The organism is Pseudomonas sp. ANT_H12B (assembly GCF_008369325.1).
Taxonomy (GTDB): Bacteria; Pseudomonadota; Gammaproteobacteria; order Pseudomonadales; family Pseudomonadaceae; genus Aquipseudomonas.
The window spans coordinates 375,596-399,125 of the sequence record NZ_VOBI01000003.1; the positions used below are offsets into that span (position 1 = coordinate 375,596).

The window sequence follows — 23,530 nt, forward strand, 5'->3', positions numbered from 1 at the left end:
TTGCGGGTACTGCTGATCAAGACTTCTTCGCTGGGCGACGTGATTCACGCGTTGCCGGCGTTGACCGACGCGGCGCGGGCGATCCCCGGCATCACGTTCGACTGGGTGGTGGAAGAAGGTTTCGCCGAAATCCCGACCTGGCACCCGGCCGTGGGCAAGGTGATTCCGGTGGCGATCCGTCGCTGGCGCAAGAACATCTGGCAGACCATTAAAAGTGGCGAGTGGAAGCGCTTCAAGCAAAGCGTTCGCGCGACACAGTACGATTTGGTGATTGATGCCCAGGGCCTGCTGAAAAGCGCGTTGCTGACCCGTTATGTCAAAGCCCCGGTGGCCGGCCTCGATAAGCGTTCGGCACGGGAGCCGATCGCCGCACGCTTCTATGATCGACGTCTGGCTGTTGCCCGTGGTCAGCACGCTGTCGAACGAGTGCGTCAATTGTTCGCCATCGCGCTGGGCTACGACCTGCCCAAAGGCCTTGGCGATTACGGCCTGAACGTCGAGCGGCTGGTAGAGCTGCCGCGCAAGAATCCGTACGTGCTGTTCCTGCACGGCACCACCTGGGACACCAAACACTGGCCCGAAGCCTACTGGCGCGAGCTGGCCGAACGCGTCGGCTATCTGGGGGTTGGAGTGAAGCTTGCGTGGGGCAATCCGCTCGAGAAAGCCCGGGCAGAGCGCATCGCCAAAGACCTGAAACACGTCGAAGTGCTGCCCAAGCTGAACCTGGCAGGCGTCGGCAAAGTGCTGGCCGGTGCGCAAGCCTGTGTGGCGGTAGACACCGGTCTCGGTCATCTGGCGGCGGCGCTGGACGTGCCGACGCTGTCGCTGTTCGGGCCGACCAATCCAGGCCTGACCGGCGCTTATGGCAAATCGCAGATTCACATGGCCAGCGATTTCCCCTGCGCGCCGTGCCTGCAAAAGAAATGCACCTATCAACCGACGGCCGAAGACGCCCGTCAGTTCGACCTGAAACGCGAGTGGCCCCTGTGCTTCACGCGTCTGAATCCCCAGCGTGTTGCGAGCCGACTGAGCACGTTGTTACTGGCTGAGGAGCTGCGCTGATGCAATTGGCTTTTGTCCTATACAAGTATTTTCCCTTTGGCGGCTTGCAGCGTGACTTCATGCGCATCGCCCTGGAATGTCAGCAGCGCGGCCACCAGATTCGCGTCTACACGCTGATCTGGGAAGGCGATATTCCACCCGGTTTCGAAGTGCTGGTGGCGCCGGTCAAGGCGTTCTTCAACCATCGACGCAACGAGAAACTCAGCGAGTGGATGGAGGCCGATCTGGCCAAGCGTCCAGTGGACCGTTTGATCGGTTTCAACAAAATGCCGGGGCTGGACGTCTACTACGCAGCCGACGGTTGCTTCGAAGACAAGGCGCAGAACCTGCGCAACTCGCTGTACCGGCGCTGGGGCCGCTACCGGCACTTCGCCGAGTACGAGCGCGCGGTGTTCGCCAAGGACGCCAAGACTGAAGTGCTGATGATTTCCGAAGTCCAGCAACCGCTGTTCATCAAGCATTACGACACCCCGCTGGAACGCTTCCATCTGCTGCCGCCGGGTATCTCTCAAGACCGTCGCGCGCCGGCCAACGCCGCCGAGATCCGCGCCGAATTCCGTCGCGAGTTCAACCTGAAAGACGATGAGCTGTTGTTGGTGCAAATCGGCTCAGGGTTCAAGACCAAGGGCCTTGATCGCAGCCTTAAAGCGCTGGCCGCGTTGCCCGCTGATCTGAAGAAACGCACCCGGCTATTTGTAATTGGCCAGGACGACCCCAAATTATTCCAGATGCAGAGCGCCGCATTGGGGCTCGGCGACAACGTGACGTTCCTCAAGGGGCGCAGCGATATTCCGCGTTTCCTGCTCGGTGCCGATCTGTTGATCCACCCGGCGTACAACGAAAATACCGGGACCGTGTTGCTCGAAGCCCTGGTGGCCGGATTGCCGGTACTGGTGAGTGCGGTCTGTGGTTACGCTCATTACATTGCCGAGGCTGACGCCGGTCTGGTGTTGGACGAACCTTTCGATCAGGCGCAACTGACGCAGTACCTGACCGGCATGCTGAACGACGCTCAAACACGGGCGGCCTGGAGCCGCAACGGTCTGGCCTTTGCCGAGACGGCCGATCTCTATAGCATGCCGCAGCACGCGGCCGATGTGATTCTGGCGGAGCACGCTTAATGAAGTTGATGCTGGCTGAACCGTTCAAGAGCCTCTGGGCCGGACGCGACCCGTTCGCCGAAGTCGAGGGCTTGCAGGGCGAGGTGTACCGTGAACTGGAAGCGCGCCGTACGTTGCGCACTGAAGTGAACGGCAACGGGTTTTTTGTGAAAATCCACCGTGGCATCGGCTGGGGCGAGATCTTCAAGAACCTGCTCACCGCCAAGCTGCCGGTGCTCGGTGCCGGCCAGGAGTGGAAGGCCATCAAGCGTCTGCAAGAAGTCGGCGTGCCGACCATGACCGCCGTTGCGTACGGCGAGAAGGGCAGCAACCCGGCGGACCAGCATTCGTTCATCGTCACCGAAGAACTGGCGCCCACCGTCAGTCTCGAAGATTTCAGCATTAACTGGGTCAAGCAACCGCCGGAGCCCAAACTCAAGCGTGCACTGATCGCCGAAGTCGCGCGCATGACCGGCATGATGCACCGCGCCGGGGTCAATCACCGTGACTGCTACATTTGCCACTTCCTGCTGCATACCGATAAGCCGGTGACGGCCGACGACTTCAAACTCTCGGTGATCGACCTGCACCGCGCCCAGACCCGCCCGACGATCACCCAGCGCTGGCGCAACAAGGACTTGGCGGCGCTGTATTTTTCGGCGCTGGACATTGGCCTGACCCGTCGCGACAAACTGCGTTTTCTCAAGGGTTATTTCCAGAAGCCCTTGCGTCAGATCCTGGGTGAAGAAGCCGGGTTGCTTGCCTGGCTCGAAGGTAAAGCCAACAAGCTCTACGAACGTAAACAGCGATATGGGGATGCGCTCTGATGTCGGGCTGGAGACTGGAACCTGCTTACAGTGATCTGGCAGAAGATTTCGGCAGTCTTGAGGCTGTATTTGCACTTCAGGGCGAGCGCCTGACCCGTGACCCGTTGTCCGAAGTCATCCGCGTCGAGCGCAATGGCGTCAACTATTACGTCAAACGCTACGTCGGCGCCGGCAAAGGCCTGCGCCGTTACCTGGGCAAACCCCGGGTGAAAGCCGAATGGCAGAATCTCAAGCGCTTCGCCAAGTGGGGCATTCCCACCGCTGAAGTGGTGGCCTGGGGCCTGGAGCGGCGCGGCGCGGCGTACGATCGCGGGGCGATGATTACTCGTGAGTTGCCCAATACCGAAGACTTGTCCGTCCTGGCCGAACGGCATGATCCGAAGCTGGCGGACCGCGCCTGGGTCGACACCGTCAGTCGACAGCTGGCCGATTACACCCGGACCCTGCACGACCATCGCTTCACCCATAACGATTTGAAGTGGCGCAACCTGTTGATCGACGATCAGGCGCGGCTGTTCCTGATCGACTGCCCCAACGGCGATTTCTGGCGCGGCTTCTGGCTCAAGTACCGCATCACCAAGGACCTGGCGTGCCTGGACAAGGTCGCCAAGTATCAACTGTCGGCCACCCAGCGGTTGCGCTTTTACCTGCAGTATCGCCAACGGACCCGGCTCAATGCGGCCGACAAAAAACGGATCCGGCACGTGGTGAGATTTTTCGAGGGGCGCGAATGACTGATTTTCTGGCCGCTGAAGACCGTGCGCTGCTTGAGCGTCACGGCCTCGGCACCTTCGACGCACTCTGGGCCAAGCAGCTCGATGCTGTGGATGAGCCCAACACCCTTCGCGGTGGCTGGAGCAGCGTGTTTCGACTGGATCTGGAAGGTTATGGCTACTACCTCAAGCGTCAAAGCAACTACCAGATGCGCACCCTGCATGCCCCCTTGGGTGAACCGAGTTTTGCCCGCGAGTTTCGCAACATCACTCGCTATGAAAAGCTCGGTATCCCGGCACTGAAGGCTGCGTTCTTTGGCGAGCGCAAGGTCAATGGCGAAGTCCGGGCTGTTCTGCTGACTCGCGCCCTTGATGGTTGGGATGACCTGGATTCGCTGTTGCAGCGCTGGTCGGATCTGAGCGCGGCGCAGCACTCGGCGATTCTGCAGGCCAGTGGTCAACTGGCTCGACGCCTGCACGGCGCACGTCAGGTTCACGGTTGCTTTTACCCCAAGCACATATTTCTCCACGCCACCGGCGACGGCTATCAGGCCCAACTGATCGACCTGGAAAAGACCCGTCCGTTGCTGTTCGGTCAGCGTGACCGGGCCAAGGATCTGGAACCGTTGCTGCGTCGGGCGCCGGAGTGGAGCGAAGCGCAGTTGCGCGAGCTGCTGGCCGCCTATCTGGATCAATCGCAGGACAGTTCGCTGATCGACAGCTGGCTGGAGCGACTGACCGCGCGGCGCAGTCACAAGGAGACGCGTTGATGCATTTGTCCGAGCTGAAAAAAGCGGGTCGCAGTCCGAACCTGCCGCTGAATATTTCACTGGCCGATGCCGCCGGGCCTGCCGAATTGCAGTTGCTCAGTTTGCTGCGGGTGTTGCCCGGGCAGCGCTATGTTGGCGCGGGCGTCTGGCGTGGGCGGCCGGTGCTGGCCAAGTTGTTGGTCGGCAGCAAAGCGGCGCGGCATTTTCAGCGGGAACTGCAAGGCGTGCGGTTACTTGCTGCCCAAGGCCTGACTACGCCGCAACTGTTGGCAGATGGCTTGAAGGACGGCGAAGGCGGTTGGCTGCTGTTCGATTTCCTTGAAGGTGCCGAGAGCCTCGGGGATGCCTGGAAACAGGTCGAGCACCTGCCGATGCTGGCGGATGAGCAATCGGCGGTATTGGCTGATGCGCTGGGTGCGATTGGTCAGCTGCACCGCAAGGGCTTGTGGCAGGAAGACCTGCATCTGGACAACCTGCTGCGTCAGGGCGGTCGGCTGTATTTGATCGATGGCGCGGGGATCTGCGCCGAAGCGCCGGGTCAGCCGTTGTCGCGGCAGAAAGTCCTGGAGAATCTCGGCGTGTTTTTCGCCCAGTTGCCCAAGTCGCTGGAGCCCCACACTGAAGAGTTGCTGGTGTATTACCTGTTGAGCAACGGCGAGCATGCCTTGCCGATGGAAGCGTTGCAGAAGCAGATCAACAAGGTTCGCACTTGGCGCCTCAAAGACTTTCTGATCAAGGTCGGTCGCGAATGCACGCTGTTCAGCGTCCAGCGCGGAGCGTTCGGTTTGCGGGCGATTCGCCGCGAGGAAGACGCGGCGATGCAGCCTGTACTGGAGCAGGCCGATGCCTTGCTCGATCAGGGCCATCTGTACAAGACCGGCGGCGCGGCGAGCGTTGGCAAGGTTGAGGTGGGCGGCCGTACGCTGGTCATCAAACGCTACAACATCAAAGGTTTTGCCCACTGGCTCAAGCGCTTTTGGCGCCCGAGCCGGGCCTGGCATTCCTGGCGCGAAGGCAATCGGCTGGCGTTCCTCGGTATTGCCACGCCCAAGCCTTTGGCGTTGCTGGAGAAGCGTTTTCTGTGGCTGCGCAGTCGGGCTTATCTGGTGACCGAGTATTTGCCTGGGCCGGACATCATTGAGCGCTTTGCCCCTTACATTGAGAGCGGCGATGCGCCCGAGGCCGAGTTGTTGGCGCTGGATCATTTGTTTGCCGAACTGATTGGCGAACGGATCAGTCACGGAGATTTCAAGGGGCATAACCTGTTCTGGCAGGATGATCGCTGGGCGCTGATTGATCTGGATTCGATGTGTCAGCACGCCTCGCTCAGCAGCTTCGCCCCGGCCTATGCGCGGGATCGGGCAAGGTTCATGCGTAACTGGCCTGAGAGCAGTGCACTGTATCAGGTCATTGATCAGCGACTTCCCAAAAATGCCGACAACGCCGCGTAAGTCGGAACTTGCCCACAACCCTGTAGTACCGAGCCCGCCTTGTGCGGGCTTTTCGATGTCATGGGGACAGGTTTTTATGAATCGTCCTACATGATCTACAGAGCCCGTGAACTGTGCCCTGAATAGCCGCGATGCTAGTTTGCCTTACGTTCACGGAGGGCAGATTTTGACGATAAAAATGATGATGTTACTGAGCGCTTGTGCACTGGTTTTATCAGGCTGCGGGACCGCTGTTACGGTGCTGCAGGATGACGAGGATGCGGCTCGTAGCCTTAGAAAGCAAAAGACCTACTGTCAATCCATCCCGCGCATCTACAGCGGCCTGGCCTACGACTTTTGCGTATTGAACGCAGCGCCTGATCCCACGGGTATTCTTTTGCCGTTCGTATTAATGGATTTCACCCTGTCGGGTGTTTTCGATACCGTCCTCCTGCCCTATACGGTTTACCGCCAGGCTGCCGACGGCAATCTCAGCATTTACTGGAGGTCAGGCCGCGGATGAGCAATGCCGCCTGCTTTCGCCCGGATCATCTTTACGGGGGTAATATGCGCTGGGTCATTCCCGCCATGTTTACGCTATAATCCCGCCCTTTAGCTGCCTCGCGCCCCTTGCGAAGGCACATTCATCTTTGAGGCGCGTTGCGCCTGCATGCAGACTAAAGAGGCTAGACCCCTGTGGCATTGACGATTCTTGGCCTGTCCGGCGCCCTTAGCCATGATCCTTCCGCAGCCTTGTACATCGACGGCAAGCTGGTCGCGGCAGCTGAGGAAGAGCGCTTTGTGCGCGATAAACATGCAAAGAACCGCATGCCTTATGAGTCGGCGAAGTTCTGCCTCGAGCAGGCCGGTATCAAGCCGTCCGATGTTGATGTGGTAGCGATTCCATTCGCGCCGATCAGCCTGTTCGGCAAGGCTCGCTGGCACTACGCCAAGCGTTACTGGTACGCCCCGGACCGCGCGCTCGACGCGATCCTGATGGGTAACCGTCGCTACAAGCGCTATCGCAACAAGATCGTCTGGTGCCTTGAGCAACTGGGCTTCGATCCGAAGAAAATCAAGATCGAGCCGGTCGAGCATCACCTGGCACACGCCTCAAGCGCCTACCACTGCTCCGGTTTCAAAGAGAAAACCGCGATCCTGGGGATCGATGGCAAGGGTGAGTACGCCACGACCTTTTTCGGTTACGGCGAAAACGGCAAGATCCACAAAATCAAGGAATTTTTCGATCCGGACTCCCTCGGCGGTCTGTACGGTGCGATCACCGAGTTCCTCGGTTTCGAGATGCTCGACGGTGAGTTCAAGGTCATGGGCATGGCGCCGTACGGCGATGCCAGCAAATACGATTTCTCGCGCCTGGCCTCGTTCGAGAATGGCGAGCTGGTGATCAACACCGACTACGCTAACGTCATCGGCCTGCGTCGTTATAAAGAGAAGGGCAAAGGTTTCTACTTCTCGCCGAAGTTGATCGAGTGGCTGGGGCCCAAGCGCGAAGGCGACATCGCCGACGAGCCGTACATCCACTACGCCGCGAGCATGCAAGCGCTGTTCGAAAAGATCTCGCTGCAGATGATCGACTACTACCTGGGCGACGTGCTCAAGGAAACCGGCAAAATGGCTTACGCCGGCGGCTGTGCCTTGAACGTCAAGCTGAACCAGAAAATCATCGCTCGCGATGACGTCAAAGAGCTGTTCGTTCAGCCTGCGTCCGGCGATGCCGGTACAGCGGTCGGTGCGGCGGCTTATGTGTCTCACGCCCGTGGCGTGCCGGTCGAGAAGATGGAACACGTCTACCTCGGCCCTTCCTACACCAACGAAGATGTACTGGCTGCGTGCGCCCGTCACCCGAGCAAGCCGGTATGGCGCAAGCTTGAGAACATGCCGGAAAACATCGCCAAGATCATGGTCGACGGCAACCCGGTGGCCTGGTTCCAGGGGCGCATGGAGTTCGGTCCGCGTGCCTTGGGTGGTCGTTCGATCATTGGTTGCCCGAGCGCCACCGGCGTGGCTGACCGCATTAACCACCAGATCAAGTTCCGCGAGCGCTGGAGGCCTTTCTGCCCGTCTATGCTCGACACCGTTGCACCGCAGATGATCAAGATCGATCACCCGGCGCCATTCATGACCTTCACCTTTGAAGTGGCAGAAGAGTGGAAGACCCGCGTGCCGGAAGTCGTGCACGAAGACGGCACCTCCCGGGCCCAGGTACTCAAGCGCGAATACAACCCGCGCTACTACGACATGATGAAGGCGCTGGAAGTACTGACCGGCAATGGCGTGTCGCTGAACACCTCGCTCAACCGTCGTGGCGAACCGATGATCTGCTCGCCGACGGATGCCCTGAACATGTTCTTCGGTTCCGATCTACAGTATCTGATCATGGAAGACATCCTGGTGGTCAAAGAGGGCGCCAACGCTTATGACACGCTCGGCTGAACGCCATGTGCTGCAGTTTTGTCACGGCTATGACGGGCCGTTTCTGGACTGCGCACGGCAGTACGCCAGCCTGTTCGCGGGGACCGGTTATCGAGTGACCACAGTGTTTCTGACCGGGGCTGCCAATGTCGAAGTCGCCGCGAGCTGCGCTTCCGATGAAGTGTTGTTCATGGAATACAGCTCCAAGGCCATTCGTGGCCTGAAGCTGGGCGCCATCGGCGATCTGCGCAAGATCGTCGCCTCGCGCGATTTCAGCTTCTGCATTGCTCACCGTTTCAAACCCGTTTATATCGCCTTGCTCGGTACTTCGTTGCCGGTGATTGGCGTGCATCACGCCTTTGACGATTACAAGCGCGGCACCCGCAAACTCTTTGCGCATATCTTCCGCAAGCGCCTGAGCCTGCTCGGGGTTTCCGATGCGGTGCGCGACGACATGCGTCGTTGCCTGCCGAAATGGCCGGCCGGGCGGATTCAGACGCTCTATAACCGTATTGATGTGCAGGACCTGCAAATCAGTCAGGTGTCGGTTCGCGAAGCACGGGAAACCCTCGGCCTGGCGGCGGATGCCTGGATTGTCGGCAACGTCGGGCGACTGCATCCGGACAAGGACCAGGCCACGCTGCTGCACGGTTTCGCCGAGGCGTTGCCGGGTTTGCCCGTCAACAGCCAACTGGTGATTCTCGGTAGCGGGCGGCTGGAGCAGAACCTCAAGGCCCTGGCCCGCGAGCTGGGTATCGGCGATCGGGTGCTGTTCCTCGGCCAGGTCCCGGAGGCTCGTCGTTACTTTCGTGCCTTCGACGTGTTTGCCCTGAGTTCCGATCACGAGCCGTTCGGCATGGTGCTGCTGGAGGCCATGGCCGCCGGCGTTCCGTTGCTCGCCACCGCGTGTGGCGGGGCGAAGGAAGTGGTCGAGGGCGTTGGTATTCTGTTCCCGCTGGGCGATGCCGAACACTTGGCTCAAGGGCTGCAACATCTGGCCGCGATGGACGAGCAGCAGCGTCGCCAGTGCGCCGAGCTGATGCTCGACCGCTTGCGTGAGCGTTTCTCCGACCGCGCGGTGCGCGATGCTTTCTGGCGTTTGCCACACGTTTCCGAACTGGCACCGAGGGGCTGATGCTCAACCGATTTCAAGGCTGGCGTGAACGTGGATGGATGGTAGTCGACGCCCCGACATATGCCGAGGCCTGGCACCGTTATGGCGGCAGCGTCGCGACTCATCCGATGGTGGTCGAGCGGCTGGCGCAGTTGGCCGATATCCCTGTGCGCTATCTGGCCTGGGAGCAAAACGGTGAAGTCAAAGCCGCGATCCCGACCTGGGGTCGCGACCTCGCCCTGTCCAAGGATGTGCTCAAGCGCCGCGGTAAAAAAGGTCTGTTCGACCTCGGCAATGCCGAGTTCATCCTGCCGGCCGCTGCCGATGCACAAGCGCCGCTGCGTCATCGCGCACGCTATCTCTCTGCGCTGAGCGAAGGCCGCTTCACCGGCATCAAGTTACAAGCCGAACAACTGGCCATGGCTCGTACACCCGAAGAGCTGTCGAAGAAGTTTCGCTACAACCAGCGCCGCGAATTGCGATTGCTGGAAGAGGCGGGCGGCGTCGTGCGACCGGTCTCCGAGTTTTCCAGCAGCGAGCTGGCGACGATCTATTGCGACTTGTTCCAGCGCCGCTGGGGTTTTCCGGCGACAGGGGCCGAGCGCATGGCTGAGGTCATCGAGCTGCTGCGTGAGTTGCTTATCGGCTCGGTGATTTTCCTCAACGATGCGCCGATAGCGATTCAACTGGTGTATCGGGTCGAGGCGCCGCAGTGGATCAGCGTCGAGTACATCAATGGCGGCGTCGATCCCGAAACCCGCGAATTCAGTCCAGGCAGTGTGTTGAGTTTTCTTAATACCCAAAGCGCCTGGGAGCATGCCCGGGCGCTGGACAAACCCTTGCGCTTTTCCTTCGGTCGCGCCGACCGCGAATACAAGGATCGCTGGTGCAATCCTGTACCGGTCTTCACCGTATGAGGCAGCCCGTGAACCGCAAACAGCAACTGCTCAAGCGCCATCGGCGCAACAAACGCATCGGCCTGTTGATCGCGCTGGTGCTGTTGATTGCCATCGGCGTGCTGGTGGCCTGGTGGTTGCCGCTGTTGCTCGCGGTTCTGGGCTGGATCGCCCATGAGGCGTGGTTTGCCGATCATTTGTTTTATTCACCCAAAGACGATTACCAGTACAGCTTTCCACCGTACACCCAGCAGCCCAAGGTTCACCTCGACGGCGAGCTTTTGCGCCTGGATGACGGCGTCATGCTGGTCGATAACGCCACGCTGGTAGTGGCACTACGGATCAAAAGCACCTGGCTGGGACGCTTTATCGACCCCGTGGTCGAGTTGTCGGGTGGCGATAATCCGGACCGACAAACCTTTGAGCGCGGTGTCGATGGCCTGCGTTACCTCAACCTCAGTGGGCAGGCGAACGTTCTGTCGCAAGGTGAACTACGTTTGCGCGGGCGTTTCTGTCGATTGATCGGCGAGCCGGTGCTGCGCGCGTTCGAACATCCCGATTACCGTCGTCAACGGGTGATGGTGATCGCGCCCCACGCCGACGATGCGGAGCTGGCGGCCTACGGTTTGTACAGTCAGGCAGACGAAGCCTGGATCGTCACCCTCACCGCCGGTGAAATCGAAGCTGAGCACTATCAGCAACTGGGGCTGAACAAGGCTGAAGCGGCACGCCTCAAGGGCCGACTGCGGGCCTGGGACAGTATCACCGTGCCGCGCTGGGCCGGGGTGCCCGAAGCCCATTGCGTGCAGTTGGGCTATTTCTGCCTGCAACTGGCGGCGATGCAGGCCGCTCCGGCCAAGCCGATGGGTTCTCGTGAAGCGGATCTGAACGACACTCAATTGTTCCGCCAGTTGAATCCCTTTGCCTTGCCGGGCGACGCCGATGGTGCGCCGACCTGGAACAATCTGTTGGCCGATCTGCGCGAGTTGCTGTTGCGTGCGCGCCCTGAAGTCATCGTGTTACCGCACCCGACTCTCGATCCTCATCCAGACCACATTTGCGCCCACGAAGCGGTCCTTGAAGCGCTGCGAGGCCTGGAGTGGCAGCCGACCACATTGCTCGGTTACGCCAACCATCTGCACGACAACGATCGCTGGCCGATGGGCGACGCGGGCCATGGCATCGCATTGCCGCCAGTCTTCGATTCGTCGGTGCCAATGCAGCCTTGCTGCCTGCCGATGCCGCTGGGTCTTCAGCGCGATAAAGCCATGGCGCTGGGCATGATGCACGACTTGCAACCACCGATGCCGTTCAAGCGGCGCGTGCGACGGTTGATGCAGTGGCTCTTGGCCGGTAGAGTGCCGCCCATCTATGGAGAGAACGAGTTCTTTCGCAAGGCGGTCAGACGTCAGGAGTTGTTCTGGCTTCTGAAGCATGGCGAAACATCTGTGAAGCAGAATTGAAGTACAACGCGGCTTAGCATGGCGGCGTTTTTAGCATTTAGTGAGTTTTTCTGTGATCAATCCATGCCCGCGCATTTTGTTTCTGATCCCGTATTTTGGCCAATGGCCATTCTGGATGCCGTTCTTCCTGGAGAGCTGCCGTCGCAATGCCGACATCGATTGGTTGCTGTTCAGTGATTGCGGGATTCCCGAGGATCTGCCGCCCAATGTCACCATCGAGACGATGATGTTCAGCGATTATTGTGGGCTGGTGTCCCAGCGGCTGAATATCGACTTTGCGCCGGATAATGCTTACAAGCTCTGCGACATCAAGCCCGCCCTGGGGCATATTCATGCCGACCGCTTGGACGGCTATGATTTCTGGGGCTTCGGCGATATTGATCTGGTGTATGGTGACCTGCGAAGTTACTTCACCCCGGATCGGCTCGCCTCTTATGAGCTGTTCTCCACGCACGAGCGGCGGGTTGCCGGGCATCTTTGTCTGATGAGGAATAGCGCCCGCAAGCGTGAGTTGTTCATGCAGATCAAGGACTGGGAAACGCGGTTCACCGATCAGAAACACCACGCGCTGGACGAAGGTGCATTCAGTCGAATCTTCCTCTGGCGCAAAAATTTTCCCGAGCCTTTGTTCTCCCTGGTGGGCAAGCTCAACCCGTGGCGTCGACGCTGCGAATTCACCGAGGCGTTCAGCACTCCGGGTGGTTGCATCAAATGGCATGACGGCACAGATGATTTTCCGGTCCACTGGTCTTGGCGCAATGGCTGTTTAACTAATGATCGCGATCGCGATCGCCGGTTTCCGTATTTCCACTTTGTTTGCTGGAAGCGCAACGAGTGGTCACGGTTGCCTCAACCCGATCCGGCGGAGGTCAGGCGCATCGCTGCTGAACCCGCCTGGGTCATCGATGCGACTGGTTTTCACCGGGGAGAGTTATGAGTCAACGGTCAAAGGTTCTGCAATTGCAGCCTGACTACAACGTCAAAGCCCATGACTTTGCCGACCTTGCCGAGCAGATCGTCAAGGCCCTGCCGAGCGATCGCTATGAAGTGATCGCCGCATTTTTGCGTGGCAAGCCAGGGCCTGGCGAGGCGGTGAGCCGTGCCGACCGTTCGGTGTATTTCGAGTTTTCCGACAAGTCCCTCAAGGGCATGCGCCTGCGTGCCATGTGGCAGTTGTACAAGTTCTGCCGCGCAGAAAAATTCGATGTGGTGATCTGTAACCGCTTCAAACCGGTGAACATGATGCTGACGCTCAATCGCTGGTTGAAGGTGCCGCTGTGCATCGGTATTTCCCACGGTTTTGGCGAGTACGACCGGTTTTACCGGCGCCGTCAGACCCAGCGCCTGATCGATCGCCACTGGCGTTTCGTCGGTGTGTCACCAGCGGTCAAACAGTATCTGCTGGATTGTGATTGCGGGTTCACCGACCAGAACACCTACGCCATTACCAATGCCATCGACATCGAACAGGCCGAAGGCTTGCAGCACAGCCGCGAGCGTGCCCGTGAGCTGCTGGGTATCGATCCGTCGGTGCGGTTGATCGGTGCGTTGGGCCGGTTGGTGCCGGTCAAGGGGCACACTTATCTGTTGCAGGCGTTTGCCGCGCTCAAGGACAAATACCCGAACACTCAACTGGCGATCATCGGTGCGGGCCGCGAAGAATCGAAACTGGCCGCCGAGATCGAACGCCTGGGCCTGACCGGTCGTGCGCACCTGTTGGGTTTCAAGGAAATCGCCTTGCAGTACATCCGCGCATTCGACGTCTGGACCATGCCGTCGCTGGCCGAAGGCCTGGGCCTGGCGCTGCTCGAAGGCATGAGTGGGCATCTGCCGGTGATCGCCTCGAACGTACCGGCCATGCTGCCGTTGATCGAGGGCGCCGGCGGCCTGGCGATTACACCGAAGGATGTGCCGAGCCTGGTCGCGGCGCTGGATACTTACCTTGCCCTGTCGGACGACGAACTCAAGGCCAAGGGCGAACAGGCTTTCCGTTACCTCCAGAAAGAACACGACATCGAGGTGTTCCGCCAGGAATACCTGACCCTGATCGACTCCGGCCTGCAACAGGCCCGCAAGGAACAAAAATGAACGACGCGCAGCCGATCGTTACCGTCATCATCGCGTCGTACAACCACGCTCCCTACATCGAGGAAAGCATCCTCAGCGTCATCAACCAGACTTATTCGAACATCGAGCTGCTGGTGGTCGATGACGGTTCCAGCGATGACAGTGTCGAGCGGATCAAGGTGTTGCAGGCGCAACACGGATTCGATTTCCAGGTCCAGCAGAATCAAGGGCTGACCAACACCCTCAACGGCGCAATTGCTCGCTCCAGGGGCAGCCTGATCGTACCGTTCGGTTCCGATGACATCATGTTGCCCGAGCGCATCGCCACCCAGGTCGCGTACATGGATGGCAAGCCAGAAGTCGGGATTTGCGCCGGCAACATCGAGCTGATCGACGCCGACGGCAACCTCTATCCGGAAAAGCGTCAGCGCCGCGATGTGCCGTTCCGTCGTCTGGACTTTGATGACATGTTCCTGGAGCGCAAGCCTTATCCGCCGGCACCGACCCTGATGATCCGCCGCGAAGCGCTGGACAAGGTAGGCGGGTTCGACCCGAACATTCGACTGGAGGACTTGCTGATCGAATTGAAGGTGACCCGTGCCGGTTACTTCATCGACGGCCTGAATGTGCTGATGGCGCGCTATCGCAAGCACGCCACCAACTCCTACAAGAACCACCGCTTCATGATCGATAACATCCTGCGTTCCTACGCGCTGTTCAGCGACCATCCGCTGTACGACGAGGTGCGCTACAAGTTTCTCAGTTCGATGTTCCTGAAAACCGCCAACCGCGATCGCAAACTGGCGCGTGAGTTGCTGGCGCAGATCCCGTTCAAGGCCTGGAACAAAAAGACCTGGCGTGGCCTGGGGCGGTTGTATTTCTCACCGTTGGAAAAAGACTGAGCATGGGCTGGATTCAACGCTATCGGGAAAAACGCGCAAAGCGAGCGATTCGAAAGCTCCCGAAAATCGAGCGGGGTATGGCGCGTTTCAAGCTGCAATACCCGGAGTACGCCTTTGGTCGTGGCAGTTATGGCTTGCCGCATGTCCATGACTGGAAGGAAGGTTCGACGCTGAACATTGGCGCGTATTGCTCGATCGCTGAAGGTGTGCAGATTTTTCTCGGTGGGCATCATCGTGCTGATTGGGTCACCACGTTTCCGTTCCCGGCAATGCTTGCACAGGCTTCGCATATCAGCGGTTACAGCGGCACCAACGGAGATGTGAACATCGGCAACGATGTGTGGCTGTGTTCCAACAGCACGATACTTTCGGGGGTGACGGTGGGGCATGGCGCAATCGTCGCGGCGGGTGCGCTGGTGACTCGCGATGTCGAACCTTACTCGGTGGTCGGAGGCAATCCGGCGCGTTTTCTGCGTTGGCGTTTCCCCGAGGAGCAGCGTTTGCTGCTCCTTCATAGTGCTTGGTGGGACTGGCCGGAGGCTGAGTTGCACGGCCTGGCCGACAAGCTCTGCAGCGATGATATCGAAGGTTTCCTTGCCTATGCCCGTCAGCGGCAACCGCGGTGATCGCTCAACGCTGTTGAGCGGCCTTCGCTGGAAGTTTTTTCTGGCCTTTCCTGTTTTGACGTAGCCACTGCAGGGTTTTCTTGCCCGCATTGACACCCGGCTTCTCGATGTACAGGAATGTCAGGCTGCTGATGATGATCAGCAGACAGCTGCACAGGGCGAACAACGGCAGGAAGATCCAGGTTTCCCGAGCGTCCAGCTCCAGCACCAGCGGCAAGCGTTGAACCAGTACCCAGAGAACAAAGCCATGCAGCAAGTAAGTGCTGTAGCTGATTTCTCCGAGCCAGCGAATGCTGCGCGGTCTAAGGGCCCCGAACAGGGTGTTTCCGGATGCCACAATCACGAAAAACACAGACATCAGCAGCAAGGGTTTGAGGTTGAAGGCGCGGTTGAATGCCGTAAACGCAATCGCCAGAGCCAGCAACGCGATGATCCCAGCCAAAGGTTTCTTGCTCCAGGCTAGCAACTGCGGTCGGCGAATCCAGTACGCGGCCGCGATGCCGCCGAGGAAGCTGGCCAGGAAATGCTTCTTCAGCGAGTGCTCCCAGCCGACTACCTGATAAAGGGTGTAGATACCGATCAGGCACAACACCACTTGCAGCCAGCTGTCGCGATAGATGAACACCATGGCGGCCAGCGGCAGGGCCAGATAGAAGAACACTTCGTAGCCCAGAGTCCAGGTGACGTTGGAGATCAGCATGCCGGTCTGGGGGTATTGGTTGACGTCCGGTCGGTCGAAAGTCAGCCAGGCCAGCGTCTGGCCAATCAGTCGGATGCCAGACTCCTTGAGCTCCCAGTCCTGCAAGTAGAACACCGTGACAAACACGATCAGCATCAGTGGCAGGTATAGCGGGTAGAGGCGAAACAGCCGCGATATCGCAAAGGCCAGCCAGTCGTGTTGGCGTCCCTGCGTGAGCAATCGGTCCCAGAACAGAAAACCGGTGATCATGAAAAACAGCGCGACACTGCCCTGACCCAGCTGCGAATAGACATTGCTCGACGGAAAATCGATCACGCCGGTGCGCAGGAAGATCCAGGTAATGATGGAGTGGTGCACAAATACACCGAAGGCCAGATAACCGCGCAGGCCATCGATGCTGGCATAGCGGCCCGCGCCGGAAGGCTCCAGATGGCGGGCGATTTTTGGAACGGCGCGCAGCAAGAGTGCGGCGGTCGCGATAGCGATCAGGTAGGCCGCCAGCGCAATCAGTGGGTTGGTTTCGCTCATCAATAAGCCCGTACCGGATGACTCCCGGCCTGCACTTGCCTGCGCAGGTTATCCACGGCGGCTTTCGATGCCGTCGCGGCGTATCCGGTGAGCAGCGCTTCGAAGTGGTCTTCGAACAGCCAGCGCCGATCTACCGTGTAGCGTTGCATGTGGCGCAGGTTGCGCTGACGCAGTGACAGGCCCAGCGAAGACGGGTAGATACGCATGTCAGCCACATCGATCAGACCGAACTCGCCGTCCTCCAGCACCAGCACGTTGCCCAGGTGAAGTGAGCGGAAATAGACGCCTTGCTCATGCAATTGAGCCATGAACTTGCCGAAACGCTCCACCAGCGCCTGGCGCACTGCCGAGGCGGTAAGGCCTTGCAGCACCTGGCGCAGCGTATTGCCCGGTAACGGCGAGTAGTGCACGGCGCTGCTGCCGTCTTCGAGCCGATACACGTGAAGGATCTGCGGTGTCGGGATGCCCATGTTGCGCAATTGCACGCTGTTGACGGCAAAGCGTTCGGAGTAAGGGTTGAAACTGCCCGAGGTGTACCAGCGGCGACGACGAAACAGCTTGAGGAAGCTACCGTCAGTCAGGCGCAGGACTTTGGGGCCCAGGCCATCTTCTTCGATCACCTGGGCGTTGGCAGTCAGCTGTTGCAAGACGCTCGGCATCAGCGTCTTGATTGGCATGGCCAGCAGGCGTCTGGCCCGCTGATTGATGCACAGCGCGGCGATCAGCGCCAAAGGAATCCACAGCAGAAACCAGTGTTCCTTGGGCCGGGAGATAATCCCGCCTCCCTCGGTCAGGCCTGCGCCGATACCGAATATCAGCCAGGCCGAGGCGATTATGAACAGCGGTTGCACACGATACTGCCAACTGCTCAGCAAGCCCCGGGCCAGGAAGAACAGCCAGGGCACTAGGCCGAAAATACCGACGTAATAAAGCACGCCCAGCGCGAAACTATGGGGCTCCTGCAGGGTGTAACCGATGCCGGGGTCCAGGGTCAGGTCGGCGTTGTAGCCATGACCGATCCACGGGTGATCGGCAATCTTGTGCAGGGCTAGCTGCCAGAGTTCGAAGCGATAGGAATCGCCTCGTTCAATGATCATTTGCGTAAACAGCACGATAACCCCAACCCCAATGGCGAACAGGGCGCCAAGCATCGCCACGGAACGCCGGTTCCAGCAGATGAAGCTCAGCCAGAGCGCGACCATTGTCAGTGCAACCAGTGGGGTCCTGGACCCGGTGGCGATTACTGCGCCAAACATGATCGCCATCGCCGGGATGCTCAGCCAAAGTATCTGGCGACGCTTGCAGGTCATGCTCAGGCTTAGCCAGTAGGTGCAGAAAAAGCCGAATACGTGCGAGCTGAGTAGCGGATTGTCGAAGGCCCCGCCACCGACCATGCGCAAGCCCGGTTCATAGATGAGGGTAAACATGTACAGGTTAAAGATTGAGGCGATCAGCGCCACCATCGCGGTGCAGAACAGTAGAGGCTGGATGATCTCGCTGCGATAGCGCACCAGCAGGTAGCAGCCGACGAACAGCAGCAGGGTATGCAACGGGGGTTTGAACTGGCCGGCGATGTGTTTGTCACCGGGACCCCAACACAGGCTGAACAGTGTCCACGCCACGAACAACAACACCGCAATGACGATCGGCTCGTGTAGCAGTTCTTTGGCTATTCGCGGGCGCAAGCACAGCGCTATCAGCGCCGGAATGCTGAACAAACCGTAAAAAAGCTTGTGGTGCAGACCGCGCCCCGGCAAAAAAAACAAGGCACACAGCAGCAAAAAATAACCGAGCGGAAGGATCCACAGGCAAATGAAATCGAAGACTCGATTGGAGGTGTTGTTCAAGCCGCCTAGTTGCATGCTGAGAGATTCATTCCTGAGTTGAACGACCATCTTAAAATAGCGGCCATTTGATATTCATTTTGATGCGTCACAATACCAGCCTTTATGCGATTGCCAGAACCCTCAAGAAGCTGTGCTAAAGTCAGCGTCCTTTTTATCGATATTCGCGTGATATGACCGACTCCAGTCTCTCCGCAAGCCCTTCGAGCTTGAAAATCTACTTCCGCCTGCTCGGCTATGTCCGGCCGTACATCAGTCTATTCCTGATCAGCATCGTCGGTTTTCTGATTTTCGCTTCGACGCAGCCAATGCTGGGCTACATCCTCAAGTATTTCGTCGATGGCCTGTCCAATCCCGAGGCGGTGCTGTTTCCAAGCGTGCCTTACCTGCGTGACCTGCAACTGCTGCAAGCTGTGCCGTTGCTGATCATCCTGATCGCGGCATGGCAGGGTCTGGGATCTTATCTGGGCAACTACTTTCTGGCCAAGGTTTCCCTCGGGCTGGTGCACGACCTGCGTGTGCAGTTGTTCAACAACCTGCTGGTTTTGCCTAACCGTTATTTCGACAAGCATAACTCGGGTCATCTGATTTCGCGTATCACCTTCAACGTGACCATGGTCACCGGGGCGGCCACAGATGCGATCAAGGTAGTAATCCGTGAAGGCATGACGGTGATTTTCCTGTTCGCCTCGCTGCTGTACATGAACTGGCGCCTGACGCTAGTGATGGTCGCCATCCTGCCGCTGATCGCCGTCATGGTGAGTACCGCGAGCAAGAAATTCCGCAAGCAGAGCAAGAAAATCCAGGCGGCCATGGGCGACGTGACTCACGTCGCTTCGGAAACCATCCAGGGTTATCGCGTGGTTCGCAGCTTCGGTGGCGAAGTCTACGAAGAGAAGCGCTTCTTCAATGCCAGCCAGGGCAACACCGACAAACAGCTGCGCATGACCCGTACCGGGGCCATCTATACGCCGCTGCTGCAACTGGTGATTTACACCGCCATGGCCGTGCTGATGTTCCTGGTGCTGTTCCTGCGCGGTGATGCGTCCGCCGGTGACATGGTTGCCTACATCACCCTGGCCGGCCTGCTGCCCAAGCCCATCCGTCAATTGTCCGAAGTCAGTTCGACCATCCAGAAAGGTGTGGCCGGTGCCGAAAGTATCTTCGAGCAACTGGACGTCGAACCTGAAGTCGATACCGGCACTGTCGAGCGCGATGCCGTCAGCGGTCGTCTGGACGTGCGTCACCTCAGCTTTACCTACCCTGGCACCGAGCGTCAGGTGCTGGATGACATCAGCTTCTCGGCCGAGCCCGGGCAAATGGTGGCGCTGGTGGGGCGTTCGGGCAGCGGCAAGTCGACCCTGGCGAACCTGATTCCGCGTTTCTATCACCACGATAAAGGCGAAATCCTCATCGATGGCGTTGAAGTCGAGCAGTACAAACTGCTGAATCTGCGCAAGCACATCGCCCAGGTGACACAGCATGTGACGCTGTTCAGCGATACCGTGGCCAACAACATTGCTTATGGCGATCTGGCCGGCGCACCTCGTGAAGACATCGAGAAAGCCGCGAAAGACGCGTACGCGATGGACTTCATCGCACAGCTGCCTGAAGGCCTGGACACTCAGGTAGGTGAAAACGGCGTATTGCTGTCCGGCGGTCAGCGCCAGCGTCTGGCGATTGCCCGGGCCTTGCTGAAAAACGCACCACTGCTGATTCTCGACGAAGCCACCTCTGCCCTCGATACCGAATCCGAGCGGCATATTCAGGCCGCGCTGGATCAGGTCATGAAAGGCCGGACCACCCTGGTGATCGCTCACCGATTGTCGACCATCGAGAAGGCCGACCTGATTCTGGTCATGGATCAGGGCCGAATTGTCGAGCGCGGCACCCATGCCGACCTCCTGGCGCATAACGGCTACTACGCCCGACTGAACGCCATGGGCCTCGATGCCCCTGCTGCAGACATCGCCTGACCCGAAGAGAGGGTGAGCCCGGCTCACCCTCTCGCACCGCCGGCGTGCAATGCGTGCGGTGGTTTGTATCCAGATCCTTGCAATTTCCAGAGCAGCTTGCCGCCAGTTTCAAATTCGCTTTCGTGCGCGATCCTCTGGAAAGGGCTTACTCGGCTTACGCTTTTTTTGCGCGGCAACGAGTTGGGCCAGCGAGATCGGGCGGCGCAGAAACTGGTTAGCCACTATCGCGACTTCGATGACTTTGTCGGTCGCTGGCTGCACCCGGAGACGATCCACCGGCAACTGCTCTTCGCCGCGCAAACGGATTTTCTCACTGATTCCCTGGGGCATCTGGCCCTGGACTTCATCGGCTATCAAGAACACCTGGAGCGGGATTTTCAGCTGGTTTGCGAGCAGTTGGGCCGCGATGCGGTGTTGCCCCACATCAACAGCATCGACAACCCCTATGAGGCGCCGCTGGCAGCGGAGTGCGAAATTGACACCGAGAATCTGCAACTGGTGGACGTTTGCTTTCAGTTGTCGGCATTTCTGCTCAATAAATAATCAGTTTTCACTGGCAAACCATCCCATTGCAGCTGTCGCACAAGCCCACGCCAACCCTGTGTTAATATCGCGCCCCTGTTCATTTTGTATGTGGGTTGCTCCATGAAGTTGTCCATGCCGCGATTCGATCAAGCCCCTGTCTTGGTGGTCGGCGATGTCATGCTCGACCGTTACTGGCATGGTGGTACCTCACGGATTTCCCCTGAGGCGCCGGTACCGGTAGTCAAGGTCGAGCAAATCGAGGACCGCCCGGGCGGTGCCGCCAACGTTGCGTTGAACATTGCCGCCCTCGGTGCACCCGCCTCGCTGGTGGGCGTGACCGGCGACGATGAAGCCGCCGACAGTCTGGTCAATAGCCTTAAGGGTGCTGGCGTGCGGGCGCTGTTCCAGCGTATCGCCCACCAGCCGACCATCGTCAAGCTGCGGGTCATGAGCCGTCACCAGCAACTGCTGCGTATCGACTTCGAAGAACCTTTCGCCACCGACGCTTTGGCGCTGGGCGAGCAGGTCGACGAATTGCTCGAAGGCATCAAGGTGCTGGTCTTGTCCGACTATGGCAAAGGCGCGCTGAAAAACCATCAGGTGCTGATCCAGGCCGCCCGTGCCCGTGGCATTCCGGTGCTGGCCGATCCCAAGGGCAAGGACTTCTCTATCTACCGCGGTGCGAGCGTGATCACGCCGAACCTCAGCGAATTCGAAACCATCGTCGGTGGTTGCGCCGATGAGCACGAGCTGGTGAGCAAGGGCGCGCAGTTGATGCACGACCTCGACCTCGGCGCGTTGCTGGTGACCCGTGGCGAGCACGGCATGACCCTGTTGCGTCCGGATCATCCGGCGCTGCACCTGCCGGCCCGTGCCCGAGAAGTGTTCGACGTGACCGGCGCCGGCGACACGGTGATTTCCACCCTGGCGGCGGCGATTGCTGCTGGCGAAGAACTGCCTCATGCGGTGGCCCTGGCCAATCTGGCGGCGGGCATCGTGGTCGGCAAACTCGGTACGGCGGCCATCAGTGCGCCGGAGCTGCGTCGCGCCATCCAGCGTGAAGAAGGTTCGGAGCGCGGTGTGCTGGGTCTTGAGCAGCTATTGCTGGCGGTCGACGATGCGCGTGCGCATAAAGAGAAGATCGTCTTCACCAACGGCTGCTTCGACATCCTGCATGCCGGCCACGTGACCTACCTCGAACAGGCGCGCGCCCAAGGCGATCGTCTGATCGTTGCGGTCAACGACGATGCCTCGGTGAGCCGCCTGAAAGGGCCGGGTCGCCCGATCAACAGCGTCGACCGGCGCATGGCCGTACTCGCAGGTCTGGGGGCGGTGGATTGGGTGATCAGCTTCCCTGAAGGCACCCCGCAGAACCTGCTGCGCGAGGTCAAGCCGGATGTGCTGGTCAAGGGCGGCGATTACGGGATCGAGCAGGTGGTGGGTGCGGACATCGTGACTGCTTACGGCGGGACCGTGAAAGTGCTGGGGCTGGTAGAAAACAGTTCGACCACCGCGATTGTCGAGAAGATCCGACAGTCCGAGTAACACTTGATCGTTCCCACGCTCTGCGTGGGAACGATCAAGAACTGACTTTTTTACGCGGCACGATCTTCTTCAGTAATTGCTTGGCTTTTCCGCGCAACCGGTCCAGGCCCGAATCCTTTCCCGGCGGGCTCAGACCCTGCTGCCGCACCCAATCCTTCCAGCGAATCCGCTCATCGCGCACCAACCAGCCTTCCTGCTGGGCAAAGCTCTCTGCCAGGTACAACCCGCGAGTACTCGCCGGGTATAACTGATCCTTTTTCAAGGTATAGAGTTCGGCCATCGGCTGACCGTCCTGCAACGGCATCAAGTACAAATCCGGACGCTTGCGATCAAGCCGGGCTACCAGTTGATCGCCCTCCAGTCGTTCGTCGACATGAAACAGGCTCAAGGACTTGGCTTCCTTGGGCACGTCCAGGCGCAAGTCATAGATCAATTGCAGCGACGCGGTCGGCAAATGCACGTAAGCGCGTGGACGTTCGATCAACTGCATGTTGGCGCAACGCACCGGTCGTGCCGAGCCGGATAACGGCGTCAGGCGAAACGGCAACGCCTCGCGATAATGCAGGGCGCAGGAGTAGGGCGCCGGCAGCCAGGTGTCATTGAAGCGCCCGCCGAGCCAGCCTTCCGGAGTTTCCAGCAGGCACTCTTCAGCAATCTCCTGGATGGCTGTGTGCAGCGGCAGATTCAGCTCATGGGCCGGCACATAACCGGAGATCAGCTTGAGCACCACATCACCGCGGTCCTGCCGGCGCTGGCGCACCAATACCCAGTAATCGCGATTCTGCCAATGCAGGGTCAGGCGCACCGAGACCCCCAGGTTGGCCAGCTCCAGGGAAAACCGATCGGTATCGGCCACTGTCACCGGGCGGCGACGTTGCAGGGTCTGGGAGAAATTGAGCGGCATCCCGACGCTCTGATAGCTCAAGCCTTCGGGAGTCGCTTCGACGTGTAACGGCAGGGTCTTGAAGTTGCTCGGGTTCTTTCTTATGAGCGTACGCGACATGTCGAC

At 59.4% G+C, this 23,530-nt stretch carries 20 protein-coding genes and 1 pseudogene; 18 read left to right on the forward strand and 3 right to left on the reverse strand.

The genetic code is table 11. From position 1 onward, the window contains the following. The 15 genes from waaC (at position 1) to FQ185_RS06995 (ending at position 15,403) form a co-directional block, all read left to right on the forward strand. On the forward strand, positions 1 to 1,062 hold the full coding sequence (gene waaC, locus FQ185_RS06925) for a lipopolysaccharide heptosyltransferase I (protein WP_149416863.1): 1,062 nt from the start codon (positions 1 to 3) through the stop codon (positions 1,060 to 1,062). After that, positions 1,062 to 2,183: a glycosyltransferase family 4 protein gene (locus FQ185_RS06930; protein WP_149416864.1), complete on the forward strand. Its 1,122-nt coding sequence runs from the start codon at positions 1,062 to 1,064 to the stop codon at positions 2,181 to 2,183. The genes waaC and FQ185_RS06930 overlap by 1 nt, the downstream gene beginning before the upstream one ends. After that, on the forward strand, positions 2,183 to 2,989 hold the full coding sequence (gene rfaP / locus FQ185_RS06935; RefSeq protein WP_149416865.1) for a lipopolysaccharide core heptose(I) kinase RfaP: 807 nt from the start codon (positions 2,183 to 2,185) through the stop codon (positions 2,987 to 2,989). Before FQ185_RS06930 ends, rfaP begins: the two co-directional genes overlap by 1 nt. Beyond that, complete coding sequence (locus FQ185_RS06940) at positions 2,989 to 3,723, forward strand: lipopolysaccharide kinase InaA family protein (RefSeq protein WP_149416866.1); 735 nt, start codon at positions 2,989 to 2,991, stop codon at positions 3,721 to 3,723. Before rfaP ends, FQ185_RS06940 begins: the two co-directional genes overlap by 1 nt. Next, the gene (locus tag FQ185_RS06945; protein ID WP_149416867.1) at positions 3,720 to 4,472 is read left to right on the forward strand and encodes a lipopolysaccharide kinase InaA family protein; all 753 of its coding nucleotides are present in this window, start codon (positions 3,720 to 3,722) and stop codon (positions 4,470 to 4,472) included. Before FQ185_RS06940 ends, FQ185_RS06945 begins: the two co-directional genes overlap by 4 nt. Beyond that, positions 4,472 to 5,923 (forward strand): lipopolysaccharide kinase InaA family protein, encoded by a 1,452-nt coding sequence (locus tag FQ185_RS06950; RefSeq protein ID WP_149416868.1) that lies wholly within the window; start codon positions 4,472 to 4,474, stop codon positions 5,921 to 5,923. The genes FQ185_RS06945 and FQ185_RS06950 overlap by 1 nt, the downstream gene beginning before the upstream one ends. 166 nt (positions 5,924 to 6,089) lie before the next feature. After that, the gene (locus FQ185_RS06955; RefSeq protein ID WP_149416869.1) at positions 6,090 to 6,425 is read left to right on the forward strand and encodes a YceK/YidQ family lipoprotein; all 336 of its coding nucleotides are present in this window, start codon (positions 6,090 to 6,092) and stop codon (positions 6,423 to 6,425) included. 173 nt (positions 6,426 to 6,598) lie between these two features. Next, positions 6,599 to 8,356 carry a carbamoyltransferase gene (locus FQ185_RS06960; RefSeq protein WP_149416870.1) on the forward strand — a complete coding sequence of 586 codons (1,758 nt, stop codon included), beginning with the start codon at positions 6,599 to 6,601 and terminating at the stop codon, positions 8,354 to 8,356. After that, positions 8,340 to 9,470, forward strand: coding sequence for a glycosyltransferase (locus FQ185_RS06965; protein ID WP_149416871.1), 1,131 nt, complete (start codon positions 8,340 to 8,342; stop codon positions 9,468 to 9,470). The genes FQ185_RS06960 and FQ185_RS06965 overlap by 17 nt, the downstream gene beginning before the upstream one ends. Further along, positions 9,470 to 10,366 (forward strand): antimicrobial resistance protein Mig-14, encoded by an 897-nt coding sequence (locus FQ185_RS06970; protein ID WP_149416872.1) that lies wholly within the window; start codon positions 9,470 to 9,472, stop codon positions 10,364 to 10,366. The genes FQ185_RS06965 and FQ185_RS06970 overlap by 1 nt, the downstream gene beginning before the upstream one ends. 8 nt (positions 10,367 to 10,374) lie before the next feature. Continuing rightward, positions 10,375 to 11,808 (forward strand): PIG-L deacetylase family protein, encoded by a 1,434-nt coding sequence (locus FQ185_RS06975; protein WP_149416873.1) that lies wholly within the window; start codon positions 10,375 to 10,377, stop codon positions 11,806 to 11,808. A gap of 52 nt (positions 11,809 to 11,860) precedes the next feature. Further along, on the forward strand, positions 11,861 to 12,745 hold the full coding sequence (locus FQ185_RS06980) for a DUF6625 family protein (protein ID WP_149416874.1): 885 nt from the start codon (positions 11,861 to 11,863) through the stop codon (positions 12,743 to 12,745). Continuing rightward, positions 12,742 to 13,896 carry a glycosyltransferase family 4 protein gene (locus FQ185_RS06985; RefSeq protein WP_149416875.1) on the forward strand — a complete coding sequence of 385 codons (1,155 nt, stop codon included), beginning with the start codon at positions 12,742 to 12,744 and terminating at the stop codon, positions 13,894 to 13,896. Before FQ185_RS06980 ends, FQ185_RS06985 begins: the two co-directional genes overlap by 4 nt. Further along, positions 13,893 to 14,777, forward strand: a complete 885-nt coding sequence (locus tag FQ185_RS06990; protein WP_149416876.1) for a glycosyltransferase — start codon at positions 13,893 to 13,895, stop codon at positions 14,775 to 14,777. The genes FQ185_RS06985 and FQ185_RS06990 overlap by 4 nt, the downstream gene beginning before the upstream one ends. 2 nt (positions 14,778 to 14,779) lie before the next feature. Continuing rightward, the gene (locus FQ185_RS06995; RefSeq protein ID WP_149416877.1) at positions 14,780 to 15,403 is read left to right on the forward strand and encodes a CatB-related O-acetyltransferase; all 624 of its coding nucleotides are present in this window, start codon (positions 14,780 to 14,782) and stop codon (positions 15,401 to 15,403) included. Positions 15,404 to 15,407: 4 nt separating this feature from the next. Here the strand turns inward: FQ185_RS06995 and FQ185_RS07000 are convergent, their stop codons facing one another. Further along, on the reverse strand, positions 15,408 to 16,631 hold the full coding sequence (locus tag FQ185_RS07000; protein WP_149416878.1) for an acyltransferase: 1,224 nt from the start codon (positions 16,629 to 16,631) through the stop codon (positions 15,408 to 15,410). Continuing rightward, entirely contained in the window at positions 16,631 to 18,493 is a 1,863-nt protein-coding gene (locus FQ185_RS07005; protein WP_149416879.1) for a bifunctional O-antigen ligase/aminoglycoside phosphotransferase family protein, read from the reverse strand. Before FQ185_RS07005 ends, FQ185_RS07000 begins: the two co-directional genes overlap by 1 nt. A 155-nt stretch (positions 18,494 to 18,648) precedes the next feature. Between FQ185_RS07005 and msbA the strand changes: the two genes are divergently transcribed. From msbA to hldE, 3 genes and pseudogenes are all read left to right on the forward strand, one after another. Then, complete coding sequence (msbA, locus tag FQ185_RS07010) at positions 18,649 to 20,451, forward strand: lipid A export permease/ATP-binding protein MsbA (RefSeq protein ID WP_149416880.1); 1,803 nt, start codon at positions 18,649 to 18,651, stop codon at positions 20,449 to 20,451. Positions 20,452 to 20,531: 80 nt separating this feature from the next. After that, a pseudogene (locus FQ185_RS07015) lies at positions 20,532 to 20,994 on the forward strand (sulfotransferase family 2 domain-containing protein); the annotation flags it as partial. Between the two features lie 102 nt (positions 20,995 to 21,096). Next, a complete protein-coding gene (gene hldE / locus FQ185_RS07020; protein ID WP_149416881.1) occupies positions 21,097 to 22,521 on the forward strand; it encodes a bifunctional D-glycero-beta-D-manno-heptose-7-phosphate kinase/D-glycero-beta-D-manno-heptose 1-phosphate adenylyltransferase HldE in 1,425 nt (474 codons plus the stop codon). Between the two features lie 34 nt (positions 22,522 to 22,555). On the opposite strand, the gene FQ185_RS07025 is transcribed toward hldE, so the two are convergent. Next, entirely contained in the window at positions 22,556 to 23,524 is a 969-nt protein-coding gene (locus FQ185_RS07025) for a metal ABC transporter ATPase (RefSeq protein WP_149416882.1), read from the reverse strand. Positions 23,525 to 23,530: the final 6 nt, after the last annotated feature.